This window comes from Mariniflexile jejuense (genome assembly GCF_042675665.1).
Classification (GTDB): domain Bacteria; phylum Bacteroidota; class Bacteroidia; order Flavobacteriales; family Flavobacteriaceae; genus Mariniflexile; species Mariniflexile jejuense.
Genome location: NZ_JBHTJI010000001.1, coordinates 477,706 through 496,749, shown reverse-complemented (window position 1 = coordinate 496,749; position 19,044 = coordinate 477,706). Strand labels below are relative to the sequence as shown.

The following is a 19,044-nucleotide window of genomic DNA, read 5'->3' as shown; positions in this document are numbered from 1 at the left end:
TTTTTAGTTTTTTAAAACCCAATTAATTAAAACTTCATCAGTTGGTGTATCATTATAATATCCATCTGGTGATGCTTTTTCAGGAAAAATATTCTTAACACGTTTTGTAATTTCAATACTATTTAGCTCTAAATCAATTTTTAAGGCAATCAAATCAACAGCATTGTTGGCATATATTATATCGCCCTTAATTGTTAAATCGGTAGAACCTAATATTTTTAAAAAACCTATTTTGATTGGCGTTTTTTGGTTTGAATTATTGTAAATATGAAATCCTTCATTTGGTTCATTAATAATTAGGTAATTGTCTTTAACGTATATTTTGCCGGATTCTATGTTTGGTTTGGCTTCCATTAATTCTGTTGAATTTTCAAAATCACTTCTATTTATAGTTACAGCTTTAAATGAAGATTTTTGTGGTTCGGTATCATCATTATTTCGAATATATAAACAAGATGTGCAAGTTAAAATCAAGCAGATTATATATAGTTTATTCATACAGCATTTTTATTTTAAAGATAGTGTTTGTTTTTAAATAATTATCTTTGAATAATTTATTTATGTTAATGTTAGATTATCTTTTTGTTTACGGAACGTTACTAAAAAACTTTGATAGTTACATGTCAAAATTTTTAGAAAAAAATGCGGAGTTTGTAAGTGAAGGCTATTTTTATGGTAAACTATATGAAGTTTCATGGTATCCTGGAGCAGTTTTAAGTACAAATGAAACTGAAAAAGTTTATGGACATATTTTTAAAATAAAAAATGAAGCAAAAACCTTTAAAATTTTAGACGATTATGAAGGTATTGTTGAAACTGCTGAACACCCAAATGAATATACTCGTGTTTTAATTGATGCGTTTTTAAGCAATAATACTACTATAAAATCATGGGTGTATGTTTATAATTTTAAAACAACCAATTTAAAACGAATACTGTCTGGAAATTATTTAAAGCAATAAAAATTTGTTTCTTTGCATGGTTTTTTACCAGGCAATGAGTCAATTTAGTAATTCGTTTTTTCATCCATTAAAATTAGATTCGGGAGTAAGTTTACCCGAAAAATTCACCTTTCCGTTTTATTACGAACCGCATCCATTAACTATTATAGCAGCAAAAGAGTTGCAACAATACCTTGAAAATCAAACAGATTTCACTCATAATTTCGGATTGAACTCCAATCAAAAAGGCTTAGTAATAGGTAAAATGTTTGGCGTTATGGTAGTTAAAAACGCAGAAAATGAATTAGGATATTTAGCTGCTTTTTCAGGAAAACTAGCCAATAGTAACTATATAAAAGGCTTCACGCCAACTGTTTACAACACTTTAAAAGAAGCGGGTTTTTATAAACAAGGTGAAGCAAAATTAAACACGCTAAATGCTAAAATAGTAAGTCTAGAAAAAGCATTACCATTTTTAGAAGCCATTCAAAATGTGGTAAATGTTAAAGTGCAATTTGAAACAGCATTAAATGCACTTAAAACTGAAATTAAAACAGCTAAAAAACTACGGAACTTAAAACGTGAAACTGAAAAGCATCAACTAACACCAGAATCCTATGCTGTTTTTTTAGAAACATTAAACCAGCAAAGTATTGGTTATCAACTTCGGTTAAAACATTTAAAGCTTCATTGGGAACAACACATAAAAGATGCTGAAAAGCACTTGAGTGTTTTTGAAAAACCTATTCAGCAGCTAAAAGAACAACGCGCTACATTGTCTGCTTCTTTACAAAAACGGATTCATGAGCAGTATGAATTTTTAAACGCTGAAGGAGAAACAAAAAATTTACTTACTATTTTTAAAAACACCGCATCGCCCATACCACCAGCAGGTTCAGGAGAATGTGCTGCGCCAAAATTGTTTCAATATGCTTATGAAAATAACTTGAAACCTATTTGTATGGCGGAATTTTGGTGGGGAACTTCGCCAAAATCTGAAGTACGTAAACACCAACAGTTTTATCCATCGTGCCGTAGTAAATGCGAACCCATTTTAGGGCATATGATGCAAGGTTTGGAGGTTGAACAAAACCCTATAGAACAATCCATAAGCTATAAAAACGATTTAGAAATTGTTTTTGAAGACGACAATTTGCTTTTAGTAAACAAGCCGCATGAATTTTTGTCTGTACCAGGGAAAACCACAAACGAATCGGTATTTACTAAAATGCAACAGTATTTGCCTAATGCAACTGGTCCGTTGTTGGTGCATCGATTAGACATGTCTACCTCTGGTTTATTGTTAGTTGCAAAAAGTGAACGTATACACAAGCAATTACAAAAACAATTTATAGAGCGAAGTATAAAAAAACGCTATGTTGCCTTGTTGGATGGTATTTTGCATACTAAAGAAGGAAATATTAATTTACCGTTACGAGTCGATTTAGATAACCGACCACAACAATTGGTATGCTACGAACATGGAAAACCAGCCATAACAAATTACAAAGTTGTAGCTATAGAACATGGAAAAACCCGAATTCATTTTTACCCCATTACAGGTAGAACGCACCAACTTCGTGTGCATGCAGCACATAGCCTAGGACTAAAAATACCTATTGTTGGCGACGATTTATATGGCATAAAAGCCAATAGATTACATTTACACGCAGAAAGCTTAACATTTACGCATCCTATTGGTAAAGAGGTGTTTACGATTACTTGTGAAGCGCCTTTTTAAGTTTTTTTTTAAAATTTTTTAAGGTTTTGTATGAATTTTATCTAATTGAATTATAAAAGAATTAAATTTGAAAAGATTAATATTTTGAATTTAAGATTATATGAGTGAACAAGAATTAACCATTGATATAGTTAACTATTTTGAAACGTTTATTTTCAAAAATCATATAGAAGCTTCTTTAAAAACACATTCTAAATTGAAATCTTATAATGTTAATCCAATTGTAGTTAAATATCTTTCTAAAGTTTTGGATAATAATTATACTCCAGAAGGTGTTGCTAAAGCTTTATTTTATCCAAGAGTTTTGGGTACATCAATAAATACGTCATTTGGTACAAGAATACAAAATATGTTTGTTGAAATAGGGATTGCATATGGCTCTTTAATAAAAGGAATGGATATTGAGTTTGTTGATAAAATTGACAATAGAAAAAAATGGTGTCAATTAAAATCAGGACCAAATACTATAAATTCTGAATATGTAAAGCCTTTGATTAGAAAGTTTACAAATACAATTAATTTAGCTCGAACTAATAAAGCTTTTGAAGGAATTAACAATACAGACTTTATAGTTGGTGTGCTTTATGGTGAAACTGATGAATTAAGTATGCATTATAGAGCTATTGATAAGATACATCCAGTAATAATTGGTACTGAATTTTGGTATAGAGTTACTGGATATCCTAATTTTTATAATGGCTTAGTTAAAAAACTTCATGAAAGCATTAATACCATCGACACAAAAGACTTAATGAATATAGGATGCAAAGCTTTGGCTGAGGATATTAGAAATTCGCCACTTTTTGACTTTTAGCTTGAACCAACTGATTCATAAATTTTATTATTGAATAGCCTATTTCTTGCCCCAAATTCACAGGAACTGCGTTTCCGATTTGTTTGTATTGTTGAGCTATAGAACCAGAAAACTCCCAATCATCAGGAAATGTTTGAATTCTTGCATATTCTCTTACCGTAAACGGACGAGTTTCGTCTGGGTGGCATCTTTCGGTCTGTTTTTGGGCAGGACTACATGTAAGTGTCAAACAAGGTTCATCCCAACCAATTCTCCGAGCCATTCCAGTTTTTCCACCACCTAAATAAAAACTCCCACCCATATATTCTTTTTGAATATCCAAAGGTAAATCTCTCCAATATCCCTTTTGAGGTACTAAATCAAGTATTTCTTTTTTGTACTTTGGATATTTTGCACCTTCAGATTTAGGCACATTGTTTTCAAATAATGAACCTTTTTTTAAAGCGTCTTTAAGAGTGTAGATTTTTTGATGCGCTGTAGGATATTCATAAAGAATGTCAATATCTTTTCTAATGCCGACCAAAATAAGGCGTTCTCTTTTTTGAGGCACTTTGTAGTGTATGGCCTTTAAAACTTTTACAGGAACTACATTGTATCCAATTTCATCTAATATGGATATCATGCCTTCCAATGTTTTTCCTTTTTCATGGCTCAATAAACCTCGAACATTTTCACCTATACAAATAGGAGGGTTTACTTCTTGAACAACTCTTGCAAATTCATAAAATAACGTGCCTCGGGCGTCATTCAATCCTAATTTTTTTCCTGCATAACTAAATGCTTGACATGGAAAACCACCAGTAACAACGTCTATATTATCTCTGTATTCTGAAAAATCAAAATTTTTAATGTCACCTTCTAAAACATTCCAATTTGGTCTGTTTTTTATAAGTGTTTGGCAAGCCCATTTGTCAATTTCATTCAAAGCGGCACATTTAAGTCCTGCTTTTTCCATTCCAATTGCTAAACCACCTGCGCCTGCAAAAAGTTCTAGTACCGAATAATCTTGTAAAGGTTCTTCGTAATTTGAAATTGTTTCTTCAGACTTTTCATCAAAAAGATTTCCCAATAAAGTTTGGACATCATCTTTTCTGTAAACACGATAATTAGAAACTGGTTCTCTTACAGCTTTAAGAATGCCTTCATTATCCCAACGCCTAAGCGTTTCTTTACTTTTTCCAACAATTTCAGCAGCTTCTGCAAGTGAAAGATATTCATTCATAACCAAGTTGTTAAACCTTATACAATGGTTACAAATATAATAGTTGTTTTTGAACTAAAAAATTTAAAATGTAAAAAGAAATTATAATTTTTTTTATCAAATCCCTATCAACTAAATCCTTATGCCTTTGCTCAATAAAAACTAAATTCGATACCTAAACTACGTTAATAGCTCAAAGTTCTCGACTGCACTCGAACGGACAAAATAATAGTGTTTTTTGGTATTTCTATCTATCTCGGGTTATAAGAATTTATAATCTTTTTAAGTTGGGCTTTTAAATCTTCACCAGTGTCGTAAATCATTTGTTCTTCACTAGGAAAAGGTACTTGCCTGTTATTTAAAAATGGTAACAAGGTGGTTTCTAAAGCACGTCTATCACCACGTGAAGTTGCAAAAACATGTTGAAAAACAAATTCGCTACTTATGGGAAATGCATCAACTAATTGTTTGTTTTTAATGTCAACATACTCCACATTTCCAGCTACTTGAGCCGATTTAAATTGGGTGCTTTCGTAGTATTCACAACGTACGGTAATTAGTTTATCAACTTGTATAACTTTGCCTAAACTGTCCTTTACTTTATTACCTTTTTCATCTAACAAATCTTTTTTACCGTCAACTACTTGTTTTTCTTTTATAATTTGACGTTCCTTAATTTGCTCTGGTGATAAGTTAATATCTCTAAGGTTTACACGCATGTTATAATCATAAGTTACTTTATCAACGGGGTTGTTGTGGTAAACTGTCCATAAATTATTAAGGCCGTAAGTACTAAAGTTTAGCAAATCATCTTCCAATCGGGTAGGAATTGTTTTGCGTGTATCATTAATCATATCAACCAAAACAAAATCGGTACCTTTATTGTGTGCTACTTCCAAAAGGTTGCGCACATCTCTATAATTAGGGTTTATGTCTTCAATATCTTGAAACATATTGAATGCTTGTCTAGCATCTAGTTTGTTATTCGATTTTAAAAGTCCCAGCGCATTGTTATAAATTTGTAAAGACGCATCGTTTTTAAATTTGATGATGTCGTTGGAATAATCTTTAATATCAAATTTTACGGTTCTACCATTAATAGCAAGTGGTAAAATAGGTTTTATTAGTGCTTGTCGCTTTTCTAAACCTACATACATATCATAAATGCGTAGGTAGTTTTCTGGATTATTATCTTTTTTAAGAAAGTTAATTGTGTTTAAATCACGTTCATTAGCTTTATTGTAAGCTTCTTGTAGCATCACAATAAAATCGGATTTTCCTTTTTTATCCTTATTAGTTCTTAACTTACCAATAGCATCGTAAATAGCTTGGTCGTAATTGCCTGTACTAACAGCTTTTTCAATTTGTTTACTTGTGCTGCAAGATAGTATACAAGCAATTGATAATGTGTAAAGTAATGTTTTTATCATGGGTTTTGCGTTTGGTTTATTGACTTCAATATCCAATAAGGGTGCCAAATTACTAAAACGACAGATAAAATGCTAATAAATCGGTTAAAATGATGTGTTTTTATTATTTTCGAAAGAATAATATTTCTTTTTTTGTTGTTTTAAATCAAGGAACTAAACAAGTTGTTAGAGTTCGTTTGTATTCCGATTTATTTTTATTTTATAATATAGTAATAGGCTAATAGTGATAATTGGAATTATTACGCAAATGACAACTGAAGCTTGAATATAATTCAATCCGATAACCTCAAACCAATTCAAAAAATCAACAGATTTGTCAAAAAAATTATCAGAAAATCTTTCGAAGTTAGGAATTATCATAATCGTAATTATGGTCAAAACAATAAATACAATTATTGGGTAATTTTTTTTTAAAATTCTACTTATTAAATAAAAAAAGAATGAAGGGATAATGATGAAATAAACAACAATATTAACTTCTCTGTAAGTAAAGCCAGTTACAAATGAAATCCATTTTAAAAATTTATAAACTAAATCAAATATTTCGTTCATTTTTCAAATGCATCTTAATGTTTATGTGTATCGAAATTTTGGGTTTGAGTACGAGGATTTTCCGAATTAAAATCAACTGTAAGCAAACGAGCAACTCAAATAGGTTTAACTAAAATTAGCAATTTTTTATTCACTGTGTTGTAAAATGTTTTATATAAAAGCACAAGCAACATCTATAATATTTGAAATAATAATGGTCATGAAAAATGCTAGTATTAATCCATTTATTATCAGAGCAGCAAATAATTTTAAAGATTTTTTCTCTTTTCTACCTTTGATTATTTGGATTATACCAATAAATCCCAAAATCCATGCAATTAAAATAGGAAGCCCAACAAATAGTCCAGAGCTAGCATATTCAGAGCCTCTAGTTAATAAAATTGCTACTAAGCAGATTACAATTAAACAGCTTACTATCAAACTGTTTTTAAATGATTTATTGGTGTAATAGTTTCTATTATCCATTTAAATTAAATGTAATCAAATGTTTTACAACAATGAAATAAAAACATCATACTTCATTACAGCCATAAAACTCATTTTTATTTACGCTTAAAAACAGGCAATAACTTGGTTGAAACTTCGCCAAAACCTATACGTGTACCATCTTTTTCACAGTAACCACGCATAATAACGGTGTCGTTATCATTTATAAATGTACGCTCGCTACCATCTTTCATTTTTAAAGGTTTTTCACCATTCCATGTTAGTTCTAACATCGAGCCGTATGAATCGGGTGTTGGGCCAGAAATAGTTCCACTACCCATCATATCACCAGAATTTATTGGGCAACCATTTACAGTATGATGCGCCAATTGTTGTGCCATGTTCCAGTACATATACTTAAAATTAGATTTACTTACAATAGTTTCTTTTGCACCACTTGGGCGAATGGCTACTTCTAAATTAATATCGTAACTCTTTTTACCTTTATATTGAAGATATTCTAATTGTGGTTTAATTGGTTTAGGACTTTCAACACGATAAGGTTCTAAAGCATCCAGGGTTACAATCCAAGGAGAAATAGATGATGCAAAGTTTTTCGCTAAAAATGGACCTAAAGGTACATATTCCCATTTTTGAATATCGCGCGCACTCCAATCGTTTAATAAAACCAAACCAAAAATGTATTCTTCAGTTTCATCAACAGGAATAGGTTCACCTAAATCGTTAGCAACAGTAGTAATAAACGCCATTTCAAGTTCAAAATCGACTAATTTACTTGGCCCGAAAACAGGTGTGTCAGCACCAGGAGGCAGCATTTGCCCTTGAGGTCTATGTACCGGAATTCCAGATGGAATGATTGATGAACTTCTGCCATGATAAGCAATAGGAATGTGTAACCAATTTGGTAACAAAGCATTTTCAGGATCTCTAAACATCGAACCTACATTGGTTGCGTGTTCAATGCTTGAGTAAAAATCGGTATAATCGCCAATTTGTACAGGTAGTTGCATTTCAATTTCATCTAAACGAAATAAAACAATCTCCTTGTGGCGTTTATTATCTTTTAAAATAGGATTATTACTATCAAAAATTTGAGCAATACGGTTTCTTACAGCACGCCATGTTTTTCTACCATCGGCAATAAAATCATTTAAGGTATCTTGAAGAAAAATATCATCGGTTAAAGGAATATCATCAAAATAGCCTAATTGGTGTAATGCTCCCAAATCAATAGCCGTATCGCCAATTCGGGTGCCAATGGTAATAACATCATCACGCGTTAAAAATACTCCAAATGGGATGTTTTGTATGGGAAAATCGGAGTTTTTATCTACGTGTAACCACGATTTTCTATCTGGATTGTTAGCTGATAATGGCATAACTTGTATATTTTATGTTTATGGAATTATATTCAAACCTACACATTTTTTTCATTTTATTAGAATAAAATGCCGAAAAATTAGGTTTCTTTTAACCGTTGATAAATTGGTTAAAAACTTAATAGTAAATATATGTTTTTTAGTGAATTTAACTAATCTATTTGTTATTTTTGCCGAATATTTAAAAAGAAACTCATTTTATGCAACGCGACGAACAAATTTTTGAACTTATTGAAGCTGAAAAAGAACGCCAACTTCATGGTATAGAACTTATTGCATCAGAGAATTTTGTAAGCCCACAAGTAATGGAAGCTGCTGGCTCTGTATTAACCAATAAATATGCCGAAGGTTACCCAGGTAAACGTTACTATGGTGGTTGTGAAGTAGTTGATGAAGTAGAACAAATTGCTATTGATAGAGCAAAAGCTTTGTTTGGAGCAGATTATGTAAACGTACAACCACACTCTGGTAGTCAAGCAAACACAGCCGTTTACCATGCATGTTTAACACCAGGTGACAAAATTTTAGGATTCGATTTATCGCATGGTGGGCATTTAACACATGGGTCGCCAGTAAACTTTTCTGGTAAATTATACAATCCAGTATTTTATGGTGTAGAGCAGGAGACAGGTGTTTTAAACTATGATAAAATTCAAGAAATAGCTACTAAAGAACAACCAAAATTAATTATTGCTGGAGCATCGGCATATTCTCGCGATATTGATTTTAAACGTTTTAGAGTGATTGCTGATAGTGTTGGAGCTATTTTAATGGCAGATATTTCTCATCCAGCAGGGTTAATTGCAAAAGGTATTTTAAACGACCCCATTCCACATTGCCATATTGTAACAACAACTACACACAAAACCTTAAGAGGTCCAAGAGGTGGTATGATTATGATGGGTCAAGATTTTGATAACCCATTCGGTATTACTTTAAAAGATGGTAGTTTACGTAAAATGTCATCATTATTAGATTCGGCAGTTTTTCCAGGAAACCAAGGTGGACCATTAGAGCATATTATTGCTGCAAAAGCTATTGCATTTGGTGAAGCATTAACCGATGAATTTTTACACTACCAATTACAAGTAAAAGCAAATGCTGCAATTATGGCAAAAGCTTTAGTTGAAAAAGGCTATAATATTATTTCTAGTGGTACCGATAACCACTGTATGTTAATAGATTTACGTAACAAAAACGTATCGGGTAAAGATGCAGAACAAGCGTTGGTAAAAGCCGATATTACCGTAAATAAAAACATGGTACCTTTTGATACACGTTCGCCGTTTGTAACATCGGGTATTCGTGTTGGAACTGCTGCAGTAACAACCAGAGGTTTAAAAGAAGCAGATATGATTGCAATTGTTGATTTAATTGATGAAGTAATAAACAATTACGAAAACGAAGCAGTTTTAGAAGCTGTTAAAGATAAAGTAAACGATATGATGGCAAACAGACCGTTGTTTGTGGCTTAATATTGTTATAACCTACCATTGAGAAATCCCGCCTGAAAAAGTGGGATTTTTTGTTTTATTTACTTGGGGATTGGTGTTGGTTCGTTTGACGGTTAGTATATGAAAATTAGGCGATATCGAAGTACGAAATTTTCAGACAAGTACAAACTTTGATACAAACATAAAGCCTTGAATTTATTACTATTTCGCCTATTTTTATATGCATTTTTATTATGCCTTGTTATTTAATTTTTCTTTTATTAATTCAAATAAGGATTCAAATCTATAAAAATCATCATCTATAAGTCTTTCTTCAAGAATATACTTCTCAAAGTTATCTTTTCTAAGTTTTCGATTTCTACTTTGAATAACACCATTTCTATCAATAGTAGTAACATCAAATAAATAGGACTCGTCTTTAATTTCAATTATTTCAGAGTCAAATAGATTTTCAATGCCTGACTGTAATTCTTCAATTTGATTATTCGGATTTTTATCGAAAATATATGGAACTAAATTTTTTGTTTTAAGGCTTTTACAGTCCGAATATGAACCTCTAGCATCACAGTCGAAAATGAAAAATATTTTAAATCTGTCAAAATCTGTTTTCACAAATAATTTAAATAATTTTTGTAATTCATTTTTTCCTCCACAATCTTTTATGTCTACATCTATTTCCGGTAAATAAATATCCTTGGCTTTTTGTAGATACTTGTAATTATAACCTTCTGAATAAATAATTGGCTTATCTATTTGCTCTGCTTTGTTTTTAATTATGTCTAGTTGTTTTTGTTTCTCCTCATATATTTGATTTAGCTCTACATTTAAATAGAAAAAGCCTAATTCTTCTTGCAATAAATCCCAATCAGAATTTAAAGCAAATGAGTCGAATTTTATTTTTCCTTTACTATCAAATTTTAACTTAGTTATTTTAGACCTTTTAATTTCGTTATCTTTCCAGACTCTATATATGCCAATGTTTTCACCTCTTAGTGATAGAAAATTAAAAGAGTGGGTTGTAATAAATATTTGAGCATTTTTAGAAAATATCTCCTTAAATTTTTCTGCTAATATTTGAGCATTTCTGTATTCATAAGAATTCTCAGGTTCTTCAAACCCCCATATAAAATATTTTTTTGCCTTATAGTCTGACTTGATACTTTTGGCAGTAAACGAAAGTTCTTTAATTGCAATGAAATTGAGTATTTCAGGAATAAGTTTTGCTTGAAATCCATCTCCTCTTAAGGTCAAATCTACACTTCCTGTCTGGACTACTAATGCTCTAAACAAATTAATCAAATCCGAAGGTAGTTGAAAGACAGGTTTTATATCACTGTTAATAGAAATTGAATTTCTAAACTCAGACATCAAAATATCTGTCTCAACTTGTATTGCTTTTTCAAATTCATTTTTCTTATCTTCTACTGTAGATATTTTAGTTTTCCATAAAGTTTGTTGCAATTCACCGTACAGGTGGGAGAAATAACTACTGTCTTTTATTGCAGGAACGTAGTGGAATTGAATAGAATTGATAAAGTCAGTTAATTGCTTTTGAAGACTTGCTCGAGCATTTGATTTTAGAGATTTGGAGCCATCAATATTGTCTTCTAGAAAATAATCAAAGTCAGAACCTTTTTCAATTTCAAAATCTTTTTCAATGCTTGATAATTGGTCAAATTGACTAAATTCAGATGTTTTCTTCCATTTTCTACTTACCCAGAACTTTTCTGGCAAATAAATATTTGTAGTTTTTTCTTTGTTTTTCCCAAAGTTTTTTGGGTTGTAGAACCAGATTTTAATTGTAACTAATTCCTCTTTTATTTCATTTTCATCTAGGTCTTCTTTTTTGAAGAAATCTTTATTGAAATCAAAAAAATTATTTAAATCAGTTTTTTTATTGAAGTATAAGTTTAAAGCTCTTAAAATATTTGATTTTCCAGAGTCGTTAGCTCCTGAAATAATATTTAATGATTGGCATTTTAATACTTTGTAAGATTCTTTTTTCCTGTTACCAAAAGAACGGAAATTTTTAATTTCTATTTGTTCAATTATATCCATTCTTTATTCATTTTGTCAATAAGGCATAACTGTATTGATATGAAATCGTTTTAATGTTTTATATCACAAGTTAAACGAAGTTAGTCTTTTAACTCCATAACACCAAGACGTTTCTTACTTGGTTATTAAGAAGTTTTAAACAATTTATTAAAGTCTGTTAAACAATGCTGTTTTAATCTATTTCAGGAAAAATGATGTGTTGGTAAGCACCAATATCGGGCGTAGATGTTCTATTTACATTTAAAATATCAAATGGTACTTGATTAGCAAAGGTGCTATTTGCTTTGTTAATGGCTGCCGAAGTTTCACCAATAATTAATTGATTTAAAGTAGTATTTTTAAAATTTGGGTCTTTATTAAAAATGTTGTTTACAAAATGTGTGGTATCATCCAAATCGTAATTTCCACCAACTAAATTGGTATTTCTACTATCAAAACGAATTAAGCAGTTCGTGAATTTAAAGTTAAAAACTACCGCAGCATCTTCAATTTCATCTAATAAAATTTCTGGATTATCGTTTCCGTAGATGATGCAGTTATTAAAATTTGCTTCAGTTAAATTAGTTACAATTGCAGTGTCATTTTCATCAAAAATAAAATTATTTAATAACACTGAAGGATACTGCCTTGAACCATTCCAATAGTTGGCAATTGTAGAGTGTGTAACGTTATATTTACCACCAAAAGTACCTGCAAACGATGATAAACCAGAGTTGTTTATTACCATATTTTCGGCGGTAATAGAGGTGTTTCTTCCTAAAACACCAAAACTACTGTTATTATAAATTTGTGTGTTGGTTATTTTTAATTTTTCGGTTGCTTCATTTGGGTTGCCATCGCACAAAATACCTATGGTAGCATTTTTTATGGTGGCGTAATTTACGGTGTTGTTTAAACTACCATCAAAAAACCATATTGTTCCCCATTGTCCTGCAATTTCAGAGAAATCTGGTTCTAATCTGTCGCTTTCAAAAATTACTTCATTTTCTAAAAGTTTTTGGTCTGTACTTAAACTTCCATTTACTTTTAAAGTTGCGCCTTCAGAAATTAATAAACCAGAATTTTCATGAAAATGTACGCGCGCGCCTGCATTAATAGTTAGTGTTTCACCGTTTGGAACTGCTGCAAAACCGTAAATTACATAAGGCTTTTGGTTGGTAAAGGTAAGTTCACTTGGTAGTAATTCACGACCTTGAATATCGGTTTCTACTTGGTCGCCATTAATATCGAGTTTTAGAGTTTCTATAACTTTTGTGGTGTTATCTCTATCAGGGTAAATAAAAATAGCATCTTGCACTAATGTAACTAATTCTACTTTTTGAAGGTTACTGCCAGAATCAAATTCTATTTGGTCTGTATATAAAAATTTACCTTCTGGATTTGAAAAATTAGTTATATCAATAGTGGTTTCAACAAAAATATATAAACTATCTTTTGCTAGAATTTGAATGTTTTCGAAGGCTTTTCCTGAAAGTCCATCAACATTTAACCTGTAATTTGAAGCATTTCCTAAAGCTAATCTTATGGAAGGAATTACAATATCTTTATTACTTCTATTATAAACTTTCAGGTTGTATGTGCTTGAGCCAATGTTTGTAAAAACGGTATCTAAATACACGGTGTCTTTTGAAAATTGAAGGTTTCCTGTGCTTGGTGAAAAATCAAAATCATTTCGACAAGAACTCCAAAGCATTAAAAAACCGATTGCTAAAACTACATATAAGGAACGCTTCATTAAAAACTAGTATGTTTATTCAATTAATATTCAAAAATATAACTTTTGAAATTAGGATATAGTATATAAATGTGAAAAACTGTGTTTAAATTAATTTCAATGTCCAATTAACTAGGTAGCTATTGTCTGGTTCTAAAATTTGTAACCCCATGTTGTTATTAAAACTATCTGAAACGCCCGTAGTAGGTTCTATAGCTATAACATTGGCTTTTGGTGGTGTATAAATTTGTAAAAAATTTTCATTTGAAGATGAAGCTATTTGAAGTTTATAGTTTGGCGTGTTGAATTGTATTTGATTGTTGTTTAATATGAAACAATCGTCTAGTTTTTTGTCTTTAATTTCAAAAATTGGCTCATTTTCAATGGTTTTAGTGCCTGTTGTAATACATTTATCATCAAATACTAATTGCGTGTCACTATCAAAATTTAGTGTACTATTAAACAAATCGGAACTACTAAAGTAAGGATGCCAACCTAAGGTAAACGGAAACGGTTTTGTATCAGTATTAGTTACTAAAACTTTTAAGTCTAAACCAGTTTCAGTTAAAGTGTATTTTAAATGAATGGTGTATGTGTACGGAAACCCTTTTGATTCATTTTTTTCAACATAAATTAGGGTAACAGAAGCAAACGTATCTGTAGCATTTTGTTCTTTAATTTTAAAGGTTTTATTAAAAACTAAACCGTGTAATGCATTGTTGTTTCCAATTTCATTCACATCAAATTGATATTGATTTCCTTCAAACGAATAAATACCATCTTTAATTCGGTTAGCAAAAGGAAATAGGATGGAAGATGCATAGGTATTACTATATGAAAGCGGTGATAAATCTTCTATTATTGTATGCTTATTAAGTGTAAGTTCTTGTAAACTAGCACCTAAATTTAGGTGTATTTTAGCATATGAAGATTTATTTGCGTTTTCTAGTTCAATAATGTCCGAAAAATTGGTGTTTATAGTGTACAAATTGTTTGTTTTATTGTTTTTACAAATATATTAATATATGCAAATTATGTAATTGGTATTTGTATAAAAAAGAAAGTCCGTAATTAATTTTTACGGACTTTCTTTTAAAGAGTTTATGAAGTATAAAGCTATATTTTTTTCTGAAACATTTTACTAAATACAAGAAACAAAACACCACAAAGCAACCATGTAGGTAATGTAACGAAAGATAAGAAAATGTCGAATTGAATAGAAATAGAATAAAACAAACCAAAGCTGATAGCCCAAGCTAATAACACCGATTTATTAAATTTTATATTCGCTTCTTCAGCATAATTTTTAACAATACCAAATTGTTTATGGAAGAAATGTTCAAAAACAATTACAGCACCAACAGGAGCTAAAATAAAGCCATATAATGCAACAAAATCTAATAATTTCATGGCAAAAGCAGGGAATAGACCAGCAATTGTAGCTACAGTTCCTGCAATAATTGTTACCCAAAAGGTTGAAAGTTTAGGCATAATAGCTTGAAATGCTAAACCTGCTCTGTATATGGTTGGGTTTGCGGTAGTCCAACCAGCTAATACCACTGCAATAATTCCGAAAATACCAATAGCGTTGTAAGCCAAAGGACCTGGAGCAACAGGAGGTGCTTCACCATTTGATAAAAAGGCTTGTGCTTCAGGCGATTTTAAATATACGGCATACAGTAAACATGCAGCTATCCAAGCCATGTAATGACCTACATACATACCTGCAGCGGTTGTCCATCCAGAACGTGCTTTTTTAGCAAAGCGAAACACTGATAAATCGGACATACCAATATGCATAGCAGCATTAGCAAACCACGACCAAATAAGTACATGCCAAAAGGTGTATTTTATTTGTCCAGGAAATGGTTCTTTACCTTCGCCCCAAATATCCCAGAATTGTGATAAACTAGTAACGTCTAATTGTTTTAAAGCTACAAAGCCACAAGCTAAAAATGCTAATACTATAATTGGCGACATCCAGTTAGCAGCTTTTGAAACGGTATCATAACCACGAGCAGCAATTATTGATATAACAGCACCTAAAGCCAATACTATTACAACCCATGTAATACCATTAGGTAATGTATCGGTTAGTTTAGGCATTGGCATATTAAAAGGTATACCTACTGCTGTAGCCGAAACTGTAATCATAGATCCAGCTAAAAAGCAAAATAAAATACCGTTAGCTAAATTGTAACCTGTAACGAGGTTTTTTCCACATATTTTTTCTAATTGAAAATAAAGAGTTAGCCTGTTTTTTACAGCAATTTCAGCAGTTAGAAAACGCCATGATAATACAGCTAACAGATTTCCTAAAAGTAGTCCAATAATTAAATCGAAGGCACTAACGCCTGCAGTTAAAAACAAAGGACCAATCATAAATTCGGTACCAGCAGCGTGTTCGCCAGCATACATACCTAAAAAGCTTTTCCAACTTTTTAATTTAGATTGTGGTACGGGCGTTCTTTCAAATTCGCCGCCAGCAATTTGTTCAATTGCATCTTCTTCTTGGTGGTATTGTGTCATAGTGTTATTTTATTTAGTTGGTTAGTTTTATTTAAGCTAAAAATTTCTGTCGCAATTCTTCAACTTGGTTATCATTAATTGGTACCATATCACCAAGTGATGCGCCTAATACTATTGATTTCGCGCTAAATTCGGCAACTTCAAGGTAATCAAATGTTTGTAACAATTTATCACCAGTAATTAATACAGAATCGTTTTCAATAATTAAAGCTGTAGTACAATTTTTGGTAATTTTTGAGTGAGAATTATTTTTAAAATGGTCGCCATATTTTACAGAAGGAATATCTTGTAGAAATATCCAACTTTCAGGAATGGTACGTACATTTAAATAAGACTTTGTAACTCCAAACGCCATTAAATAGGGCGATTGCGTCATGATTATAGAATTTACTTTAGGATTGTTTTTGTAAATTTCTTGATGTATCCAAGTAGCTCTACTTGGTCTTTTTCCAGTTTCTCTTTGTCCGTTTTTAATTTGAACAATATCTTCTGGACTCATATCCCATCGGCACACATCGGTTGGTGTTATTAAAAAGTCATTGTCTTTCCAACGCATTGAAACTGTTCCGTATGAACTAATCATAAGTCCTTGTTGGCAAGAGCGCTGTACAATTTTACATATTGACAACCGTTTTTCTACTTCGTCAGATGGATGCAAGGTTGTTTCCATTTCTGGTAACATATCGTTGCTTTGTGCTTCAAAAGCATCAATTTGAGTATCGGTTAAATAGTTTGGTGTTCCTATTTGAGAACCATATAGAATAGTTCGGGCACAAAATTCTAGCGTTTCAAAACGTTCAAAAGCATCCGTTAAATCGCTACCACCTAAAACGGTTCCGTGGTTTTCCATGATAACTGCTTTAAAACCTTTTTTAAATTCTTCAGCAATAATATCACCTAATTTATTACTTCCAGGTAATTCGTATGCTGCATAACCAATAGGTCCGCAAATGTGTTTTGCTTGCGAAATAATGTTTGTATTTGGTATTTGCCTAACAATACTAAAAGAAACTAGCGCTGGTGGATGTGCATGAATAACTGATTTTATATCTGGACGAACTTCGTATATGGCTTTGTGAAATGGAAATTCTGATGAAGGTTTATGTTTTCCAATAATAGTACCATCTTTTTTTACACAAATAATATCGGAAGCTCTTAGCGAACCTTTATCTATAGCCGATGGTGTTACCCAAATATCACCATTATCATCAATTACAGAAATATTTCCACCAGATGTAGTGGTCATGCCTCGTTGATAAATTCTACTAATTATTCTTGTAATTTGATCTCTTGGGTGCTCTAATTTTATATTTTTTGACATCTTTTCAGTTTTTAAAATAAAACGTTTTGAAAAAATCAGTTGTATTGATTATAACTATTAACCTAACGGAATAATAGAATTTTTTTTAAGTAATAATAAAAGGAACATGCTTTTTAAGGGCATAATTCTTTTTAAGGAATTTTGAGTTTAATTTTGAATCTGAAATACAAATTGCAGCACCTAAAGCCGATCCTAATGATGCATCGGTAGTTCGTAATTTTTTATCTCTAAAATAATGTGATAGTAATTTTACAAACAAGTCGTTACCACTAAAACCTCCATCAACATACAGTCTTTTAATCTCGTCTTCACCTATTGCACTTTTTATGCTTTTAATTTGAAGCAACACAAGCTCGGTCATTAATTGATGGTATGCATGTTCAAATTTAATGTAAGGGAATTTTGTTTGCTGTGGCATATTGCTATCAGAAATACTTTCCCACTTAAACATGTATTCAAAATCTTTTGTTATTTCTAGATACGTATCGTAATCAAATTTTACATGACGGTGATAATCTTCAGGCACACCAAAATGTTTATCTAGTTTACTAACTTGAACTTTATATTCATTTCCTAAAAATAGGCGTGTTGCTTTAACAGGTTTTCCGTTAATACGCATGTAATTTATAGAATCTACATTTTTAGAATTTTCAGAAATTGGATGCTCGGTAAACGGGTTTAAAGTGATGCTCCAAGTACCTGTTGATACTAAAACAAATTTCTTTTTAATACTTCGAACATAAGGTAATAATGCCGCAGAACTATCATGAATACCCACGCCAATTTTGATGCGTTTACCATTATAATTCATGTTTATACTCGTTTCAGTTGAAACAATTGTTGGTAGTATGTTATTAATACCTTCTTTGTAAACCCACTCATGATAATCTTTCTTTTCATAATCCCAAAGCGCTGTATGGCAACCAATACTGGTAAATTCGCTTAAAGGAATACCAGTAAAAATATAACTAAGGTATTGGGGTAGGTGTAACGAGTATTTTATTTTACTAAAAATTTCTGGTTTGGTATGTTTTAACCAATATAGTTGCATCCCAGAGTTTAGCATACTTAAATCATAACAACCAATTTTATTTAGAAATGTTTCTTTCGGACCATATTTTTCAAGAAACGAAGCTACTAAGTTTTCATCTAATGGTTTGGTGTAATTATAAAGTGGTGTAAGTGCTTCGCCATTTTCATCTAAATGAACAAAACTAGCACCATAGGTTGAAAAATTGATAGCTTTTACATTGAATTCTGATGCTTCAAGAATATTTTCAAAAACACGTTTTAACCATTCTTGAAGTGCTTTTAAATTCTCGGTAGGATGGCCATCTTCATCTTCAATTTCATCAAAATGGATATATTCTTTGTAAACTTCTTTATAATCCTTATCAAAAAGAAAAAACTTCTTATTGGTTTTTCCAATATCAAAAACCGCTGTTACATCTATCATACAAATT

General features: G+C 31.2%; 15 protein-coding genes. 4 read left to right on the top strand and 11 right to left on the bottom strand.

The window, feature by feature from the left end:
• Positions 1–3 precede the first annotated feature (3 nt).
• Complete coding sequence (locus ACFQ1R_RS02155) at positions 4–498, bottom strand: hypothetical protein (protein WP_379924466.1); 495 nt, start codon at positions 496–498, stop codon at positions 4–6.
• A gap of 62 nt (positions 499–560) precedes the next feature.
• On the opposite strand from ACFQ1R_RS02155, the gene ACFQ1R_RS02150 reads away from it, so the two are divergent.
• The 3 genes from ACFQ1R_RS02150 to ACFQ1R_RS02140 all read left to right on the top strand — a co-directional run bounded on the left by ACFQ1R_RS02150 (position 561) and on the right by ACFQ1R_RS02140 (position 3,496).
• A complete protein-coding gene (locus ACFQ1R_RS02150) occupies positions 561–962 on the top strand; it encodes a gamma-glutamylcyclotransferase family protein (RefSeq protein WP_379926294.1) in 402 nt (133 codons plus the stop codon).
• Between the two features lie 16 nt (positions 963–978).
• The gene (locus ACFQ1R_RS02145; protein WP_379924465.1) at positions 979–2,682 is read left to right on the top strand and encodes an RluA family pseudouridine synthase; all 1,704 of its coding nucleotides are present in this window, start codon (positions 979–981) and stop codon (positions 2,680–2,682) included.
• 100 nt (positions 2,683–2,782) lie between these two features.
• Positions 2,783–3,496, top strand: coding sequence for a PmeII family type II restriction endonuclease (locus tag ACFQ1R_RS02140; protein WP_379924464.1), 714 nt, complete (start codon positions 2,783–2,785; stop codon positions 3,494–3,496).
• Here the strand turns inward: ACFQ1R_RS02140 and dcm are convergent.
• From dcm to fahA, 4 genes are all read right to left on the bottom strand, one after another.
• Positions 3,468–4,718 carry a DNA (cytosine-5-)-methyltransferase gene (gene dcm / locus ACFQ1R_RS02135; RefSeq protein WP_379924463.1) on the bottom strand — a complete coding sequence of 417 codons (1,251 nt, stop codon included), beginning with the start codon at positions 4,716–4,718 and terminating at the stop codon, positions 3,468–3,470. The genes ACFQ1R_RS02140 and dcm overlap by 29 nt on opposite strands.
• A gap of 230 nt (positions 4,719–4,948) precedes the next feature.
• On the bottom strand, positions 4,949–6,127 hold the full coding sequence (locus ACFQ1R_RS02130) for a hypothetical protein (protein WP_379924462.1): 1,179 nt from the start codon (positions 6,125–6,127) through the stop codon (positions 4,949–4,951).
• 702 nt (positions 6,128–6,829) lie between these two features.
• On the bottom strand, positions 6,830–7,144 hold the full coding sequence (locus tag ACFQ1R_RS02125; RefSeq protein WP_379924461.1) for a hypothetical protein: 315 nt from the start codon (positions 7,142–7,144) through the stop codon (positions 6,830–6,832).
• 77 nt (positions 7,145–7,221) lie between these two features.
• Positions 7,222–8,505 carry a fumarylacetoacetase gene (fahA, locus tag ACFQ1R_RS02120; RefSeq protein ID WP_379924460.1) on the bottom strand — a complete coding sequence of 428 codons (1,284 nt, stop codon included), beginning with the start codon at positions 8,503–8,505 and terminating at the stop codon, positions 7,222–7,224.
• A 200-nt stretch (positions 8,506–8,705) separates the two neighbouring features.
• Between fahA and glyA the strand changes: the two genes are divergently transcribed.
• Positions 8,706–9,980 carry a serine hydroxymethyltransferase gene (gene glyA / locus ACFQ1R_RS02115; RefSeq protein ID WP_379924459.1) on the top strand — a complete coding sequence of 425 codons (1,275 nt, stop codon included), beginning with the start codon at positions 8,706–8,708 and terminating at the stop codon, positions 9,978–9,980.
• Positions 9,981–10,190: 210 nt separating this feature from the next.
• Here glyA and ACFQ1R_RS02110 read toward each other — a convergent pair whose 3' ends face one another.
• The 6 genes from ACFQ1R_RS02110 to ACFQ1R_RS02085 all read right to left on the bottom strand — a co-directional run bounded on the left by ACFQ1R_RS02110 (position 10,191) and on the right by ACFQ1R_RS02085 (position 19,037).
• Positions 10,191–12,017 carry an AAA family ATPase gene (locus ACFQ1R_RS02110; protein ID WP_379924458.1) on the bottom strand — a complete coding sequence of 609 codons (1,827 nt, stop codon included), beginning with the start codon at positions 12,015–12,017 and terminating at the stop codon, positions 10,191–10,193.
• 172 nt (positions 12,018–12,189) lie between these two features.
• Complete coding sequence (locus ACFQ1R_RS02105) at positions 12,190–13,752, bottom strand: hypothetical protein (RefSeq protein WP_379924457.1); 1,563 nt, start codon at positions 13,750–13,752, stop codon at positions 12,190–12,192.
• An 85-nt stretch (positions 13,753–13,837) separates the two neighbouring features.
• Positions 13,838–14,719 (bottom strand): aldose 1-epimerase, encoded by an 882-nt coding sequence (locus ACFQ1R_RS02100; RefSeq protein WP_379924456.1) that lies wholly within the window; start codon positions 14,717–14,719, stop codon positions 13,838–13,840.
• A 128-nt stretch (positions 14,720–14,847) separates the two neighbouring features.
• Positions 14,848–16,260 (bottom strand): purine-cytosine permease family protein, encoded by a 1,413-nt coding sequence (locus ACFQ1R_RS02095; RefSeq protein WP_379924455.1) that lies wholly within the window; start codon positions 16,258–16,260, stop codon positions 14,848–14,850.
• A gap of 31 nt (positions 16,261–16,291) precedes the next feature.
• Positions 16,292–17,581, bottom strand: coding sequence for a class II aldolase/adducin family protein (locus ACFQ1R_RS02090; RefSeq protein WP_379924454.1), 1,290 nt, complete (start codon positions 17,579–17,581; stop codon positions 16,292–16,294).
• Positions 17,582–17,666: 85 nt separating this feature from the next.
• Positions 17,667–19,037 (bottom strand): FGGY-family carbohydrate kinase, encoded by a 1,371-nt coding sequence (locus ACFQ1R_RS02085; protein WP_379924453.1) that lies wholly within the window; start codon positions 19,035–19,037, stop codon positions 17,667–17,669.
• Between the last annotated feature and the right edge of the window lie 7 nt (positions 19,038–19,044).

Bases quoted from the DNA above. Each gene is read 5' to 3' on its own strand.
- ACFQ1R_RS02095 (WP_379924455.1), bottom strand. From the start codon at position 16,260: ATGACACAATACCACCAAGAAGAAGATGCAATTGAACAAATTGCTGGC.
- ACFQ1R_RS02090 (WP_379924454.1), bottom strand. From the start codon at position 17,581: ATGTCAAAAAATATAAAATTAGAGCACCCAAGAGATCAAATTACAAGA.
- ACFQ1R_RS02110 (WP_379924458.1), bottom strand. From the start codon at position 12,017: ATGGATATAATTGAACAAATAGAAATTAAAAATTTCCGTTCTTTTGGT.
- dcm (WP_379924463.1), bottom strand. From the start codon at position 4,718: ATGAATGAATATCTTTCACTTGCAGAAGCTGCTGAAATTGTTGGAAAA.
- ACFQ1R_RS02155 (WP_379924466.1), bottom strand. From the start codon at position 498: ATGAATAAACTATATATAATCTGCTTGATTTTAACTTGCACATCTTGT.
- ACFQ1R_RS02130 (WP_379924462.1), bottom strand. From the start codon at position 6,127: ATGATAAAAACATTACTTTACACATTATCAATTGCTTGTATACTATCT.
- fahA (WP_379924460.1), bottom strand. From the start codon at position 8,505: ATGCCATTATCAGCTAACAATCCAGATAGAAAATCGTGGTTACACGTA.
- ACFQ1R_RS02140 (WP_379924464.1), top strand. From the start codon at position 2,783: ATGAGTGAACAAGAATTAACCATTGATATAGTTAACTATTTTGAAACG.
- ACFQ1R_RS02145 (WP_379924465.1), top strand. From the start codon at position 979: ATGGTTTTTTACCAGGCAATGAGTCAATTTAGTAATTCGTTTTTTCAT.
- glyA (WP_379924459.1), top strand. From the start codon at position 8,706: ATGCAACGCGACGAACAAATTTTTGAACTTATTGAAGCTGAAAAAGAA.
- ACFQ1R_RS02085 (WP_379924453.1), bottom strand. From the start codon at position 19,037: ATGATAGATGTAACAGCGGTTTTTGATATTGGAAAAACCAATAAGAAG.
- ACFQ1R_RS02150 (WP_379926294.1), top strand. From the start codon at position 561: ATGTTAATGTTAGATTATCTTTTTGTTTACGGAACGTTACTAAAAAAC.
- ACFQ1R_RS02125 (WP_379924461.1), bottom strand. From the start codon at position 7,144: ATGGATAATAGAAACTATTACACCAATAAATCATTTAAAAACAGTTTG.
- ACFQ1R_RS02105 (WP_379924457.1), bottom strand. From the start codon at position 13,752: ATGAAGCGTTCCTTATATGTAGTTTTAGCAATCGGTTTTTTAATGCTT.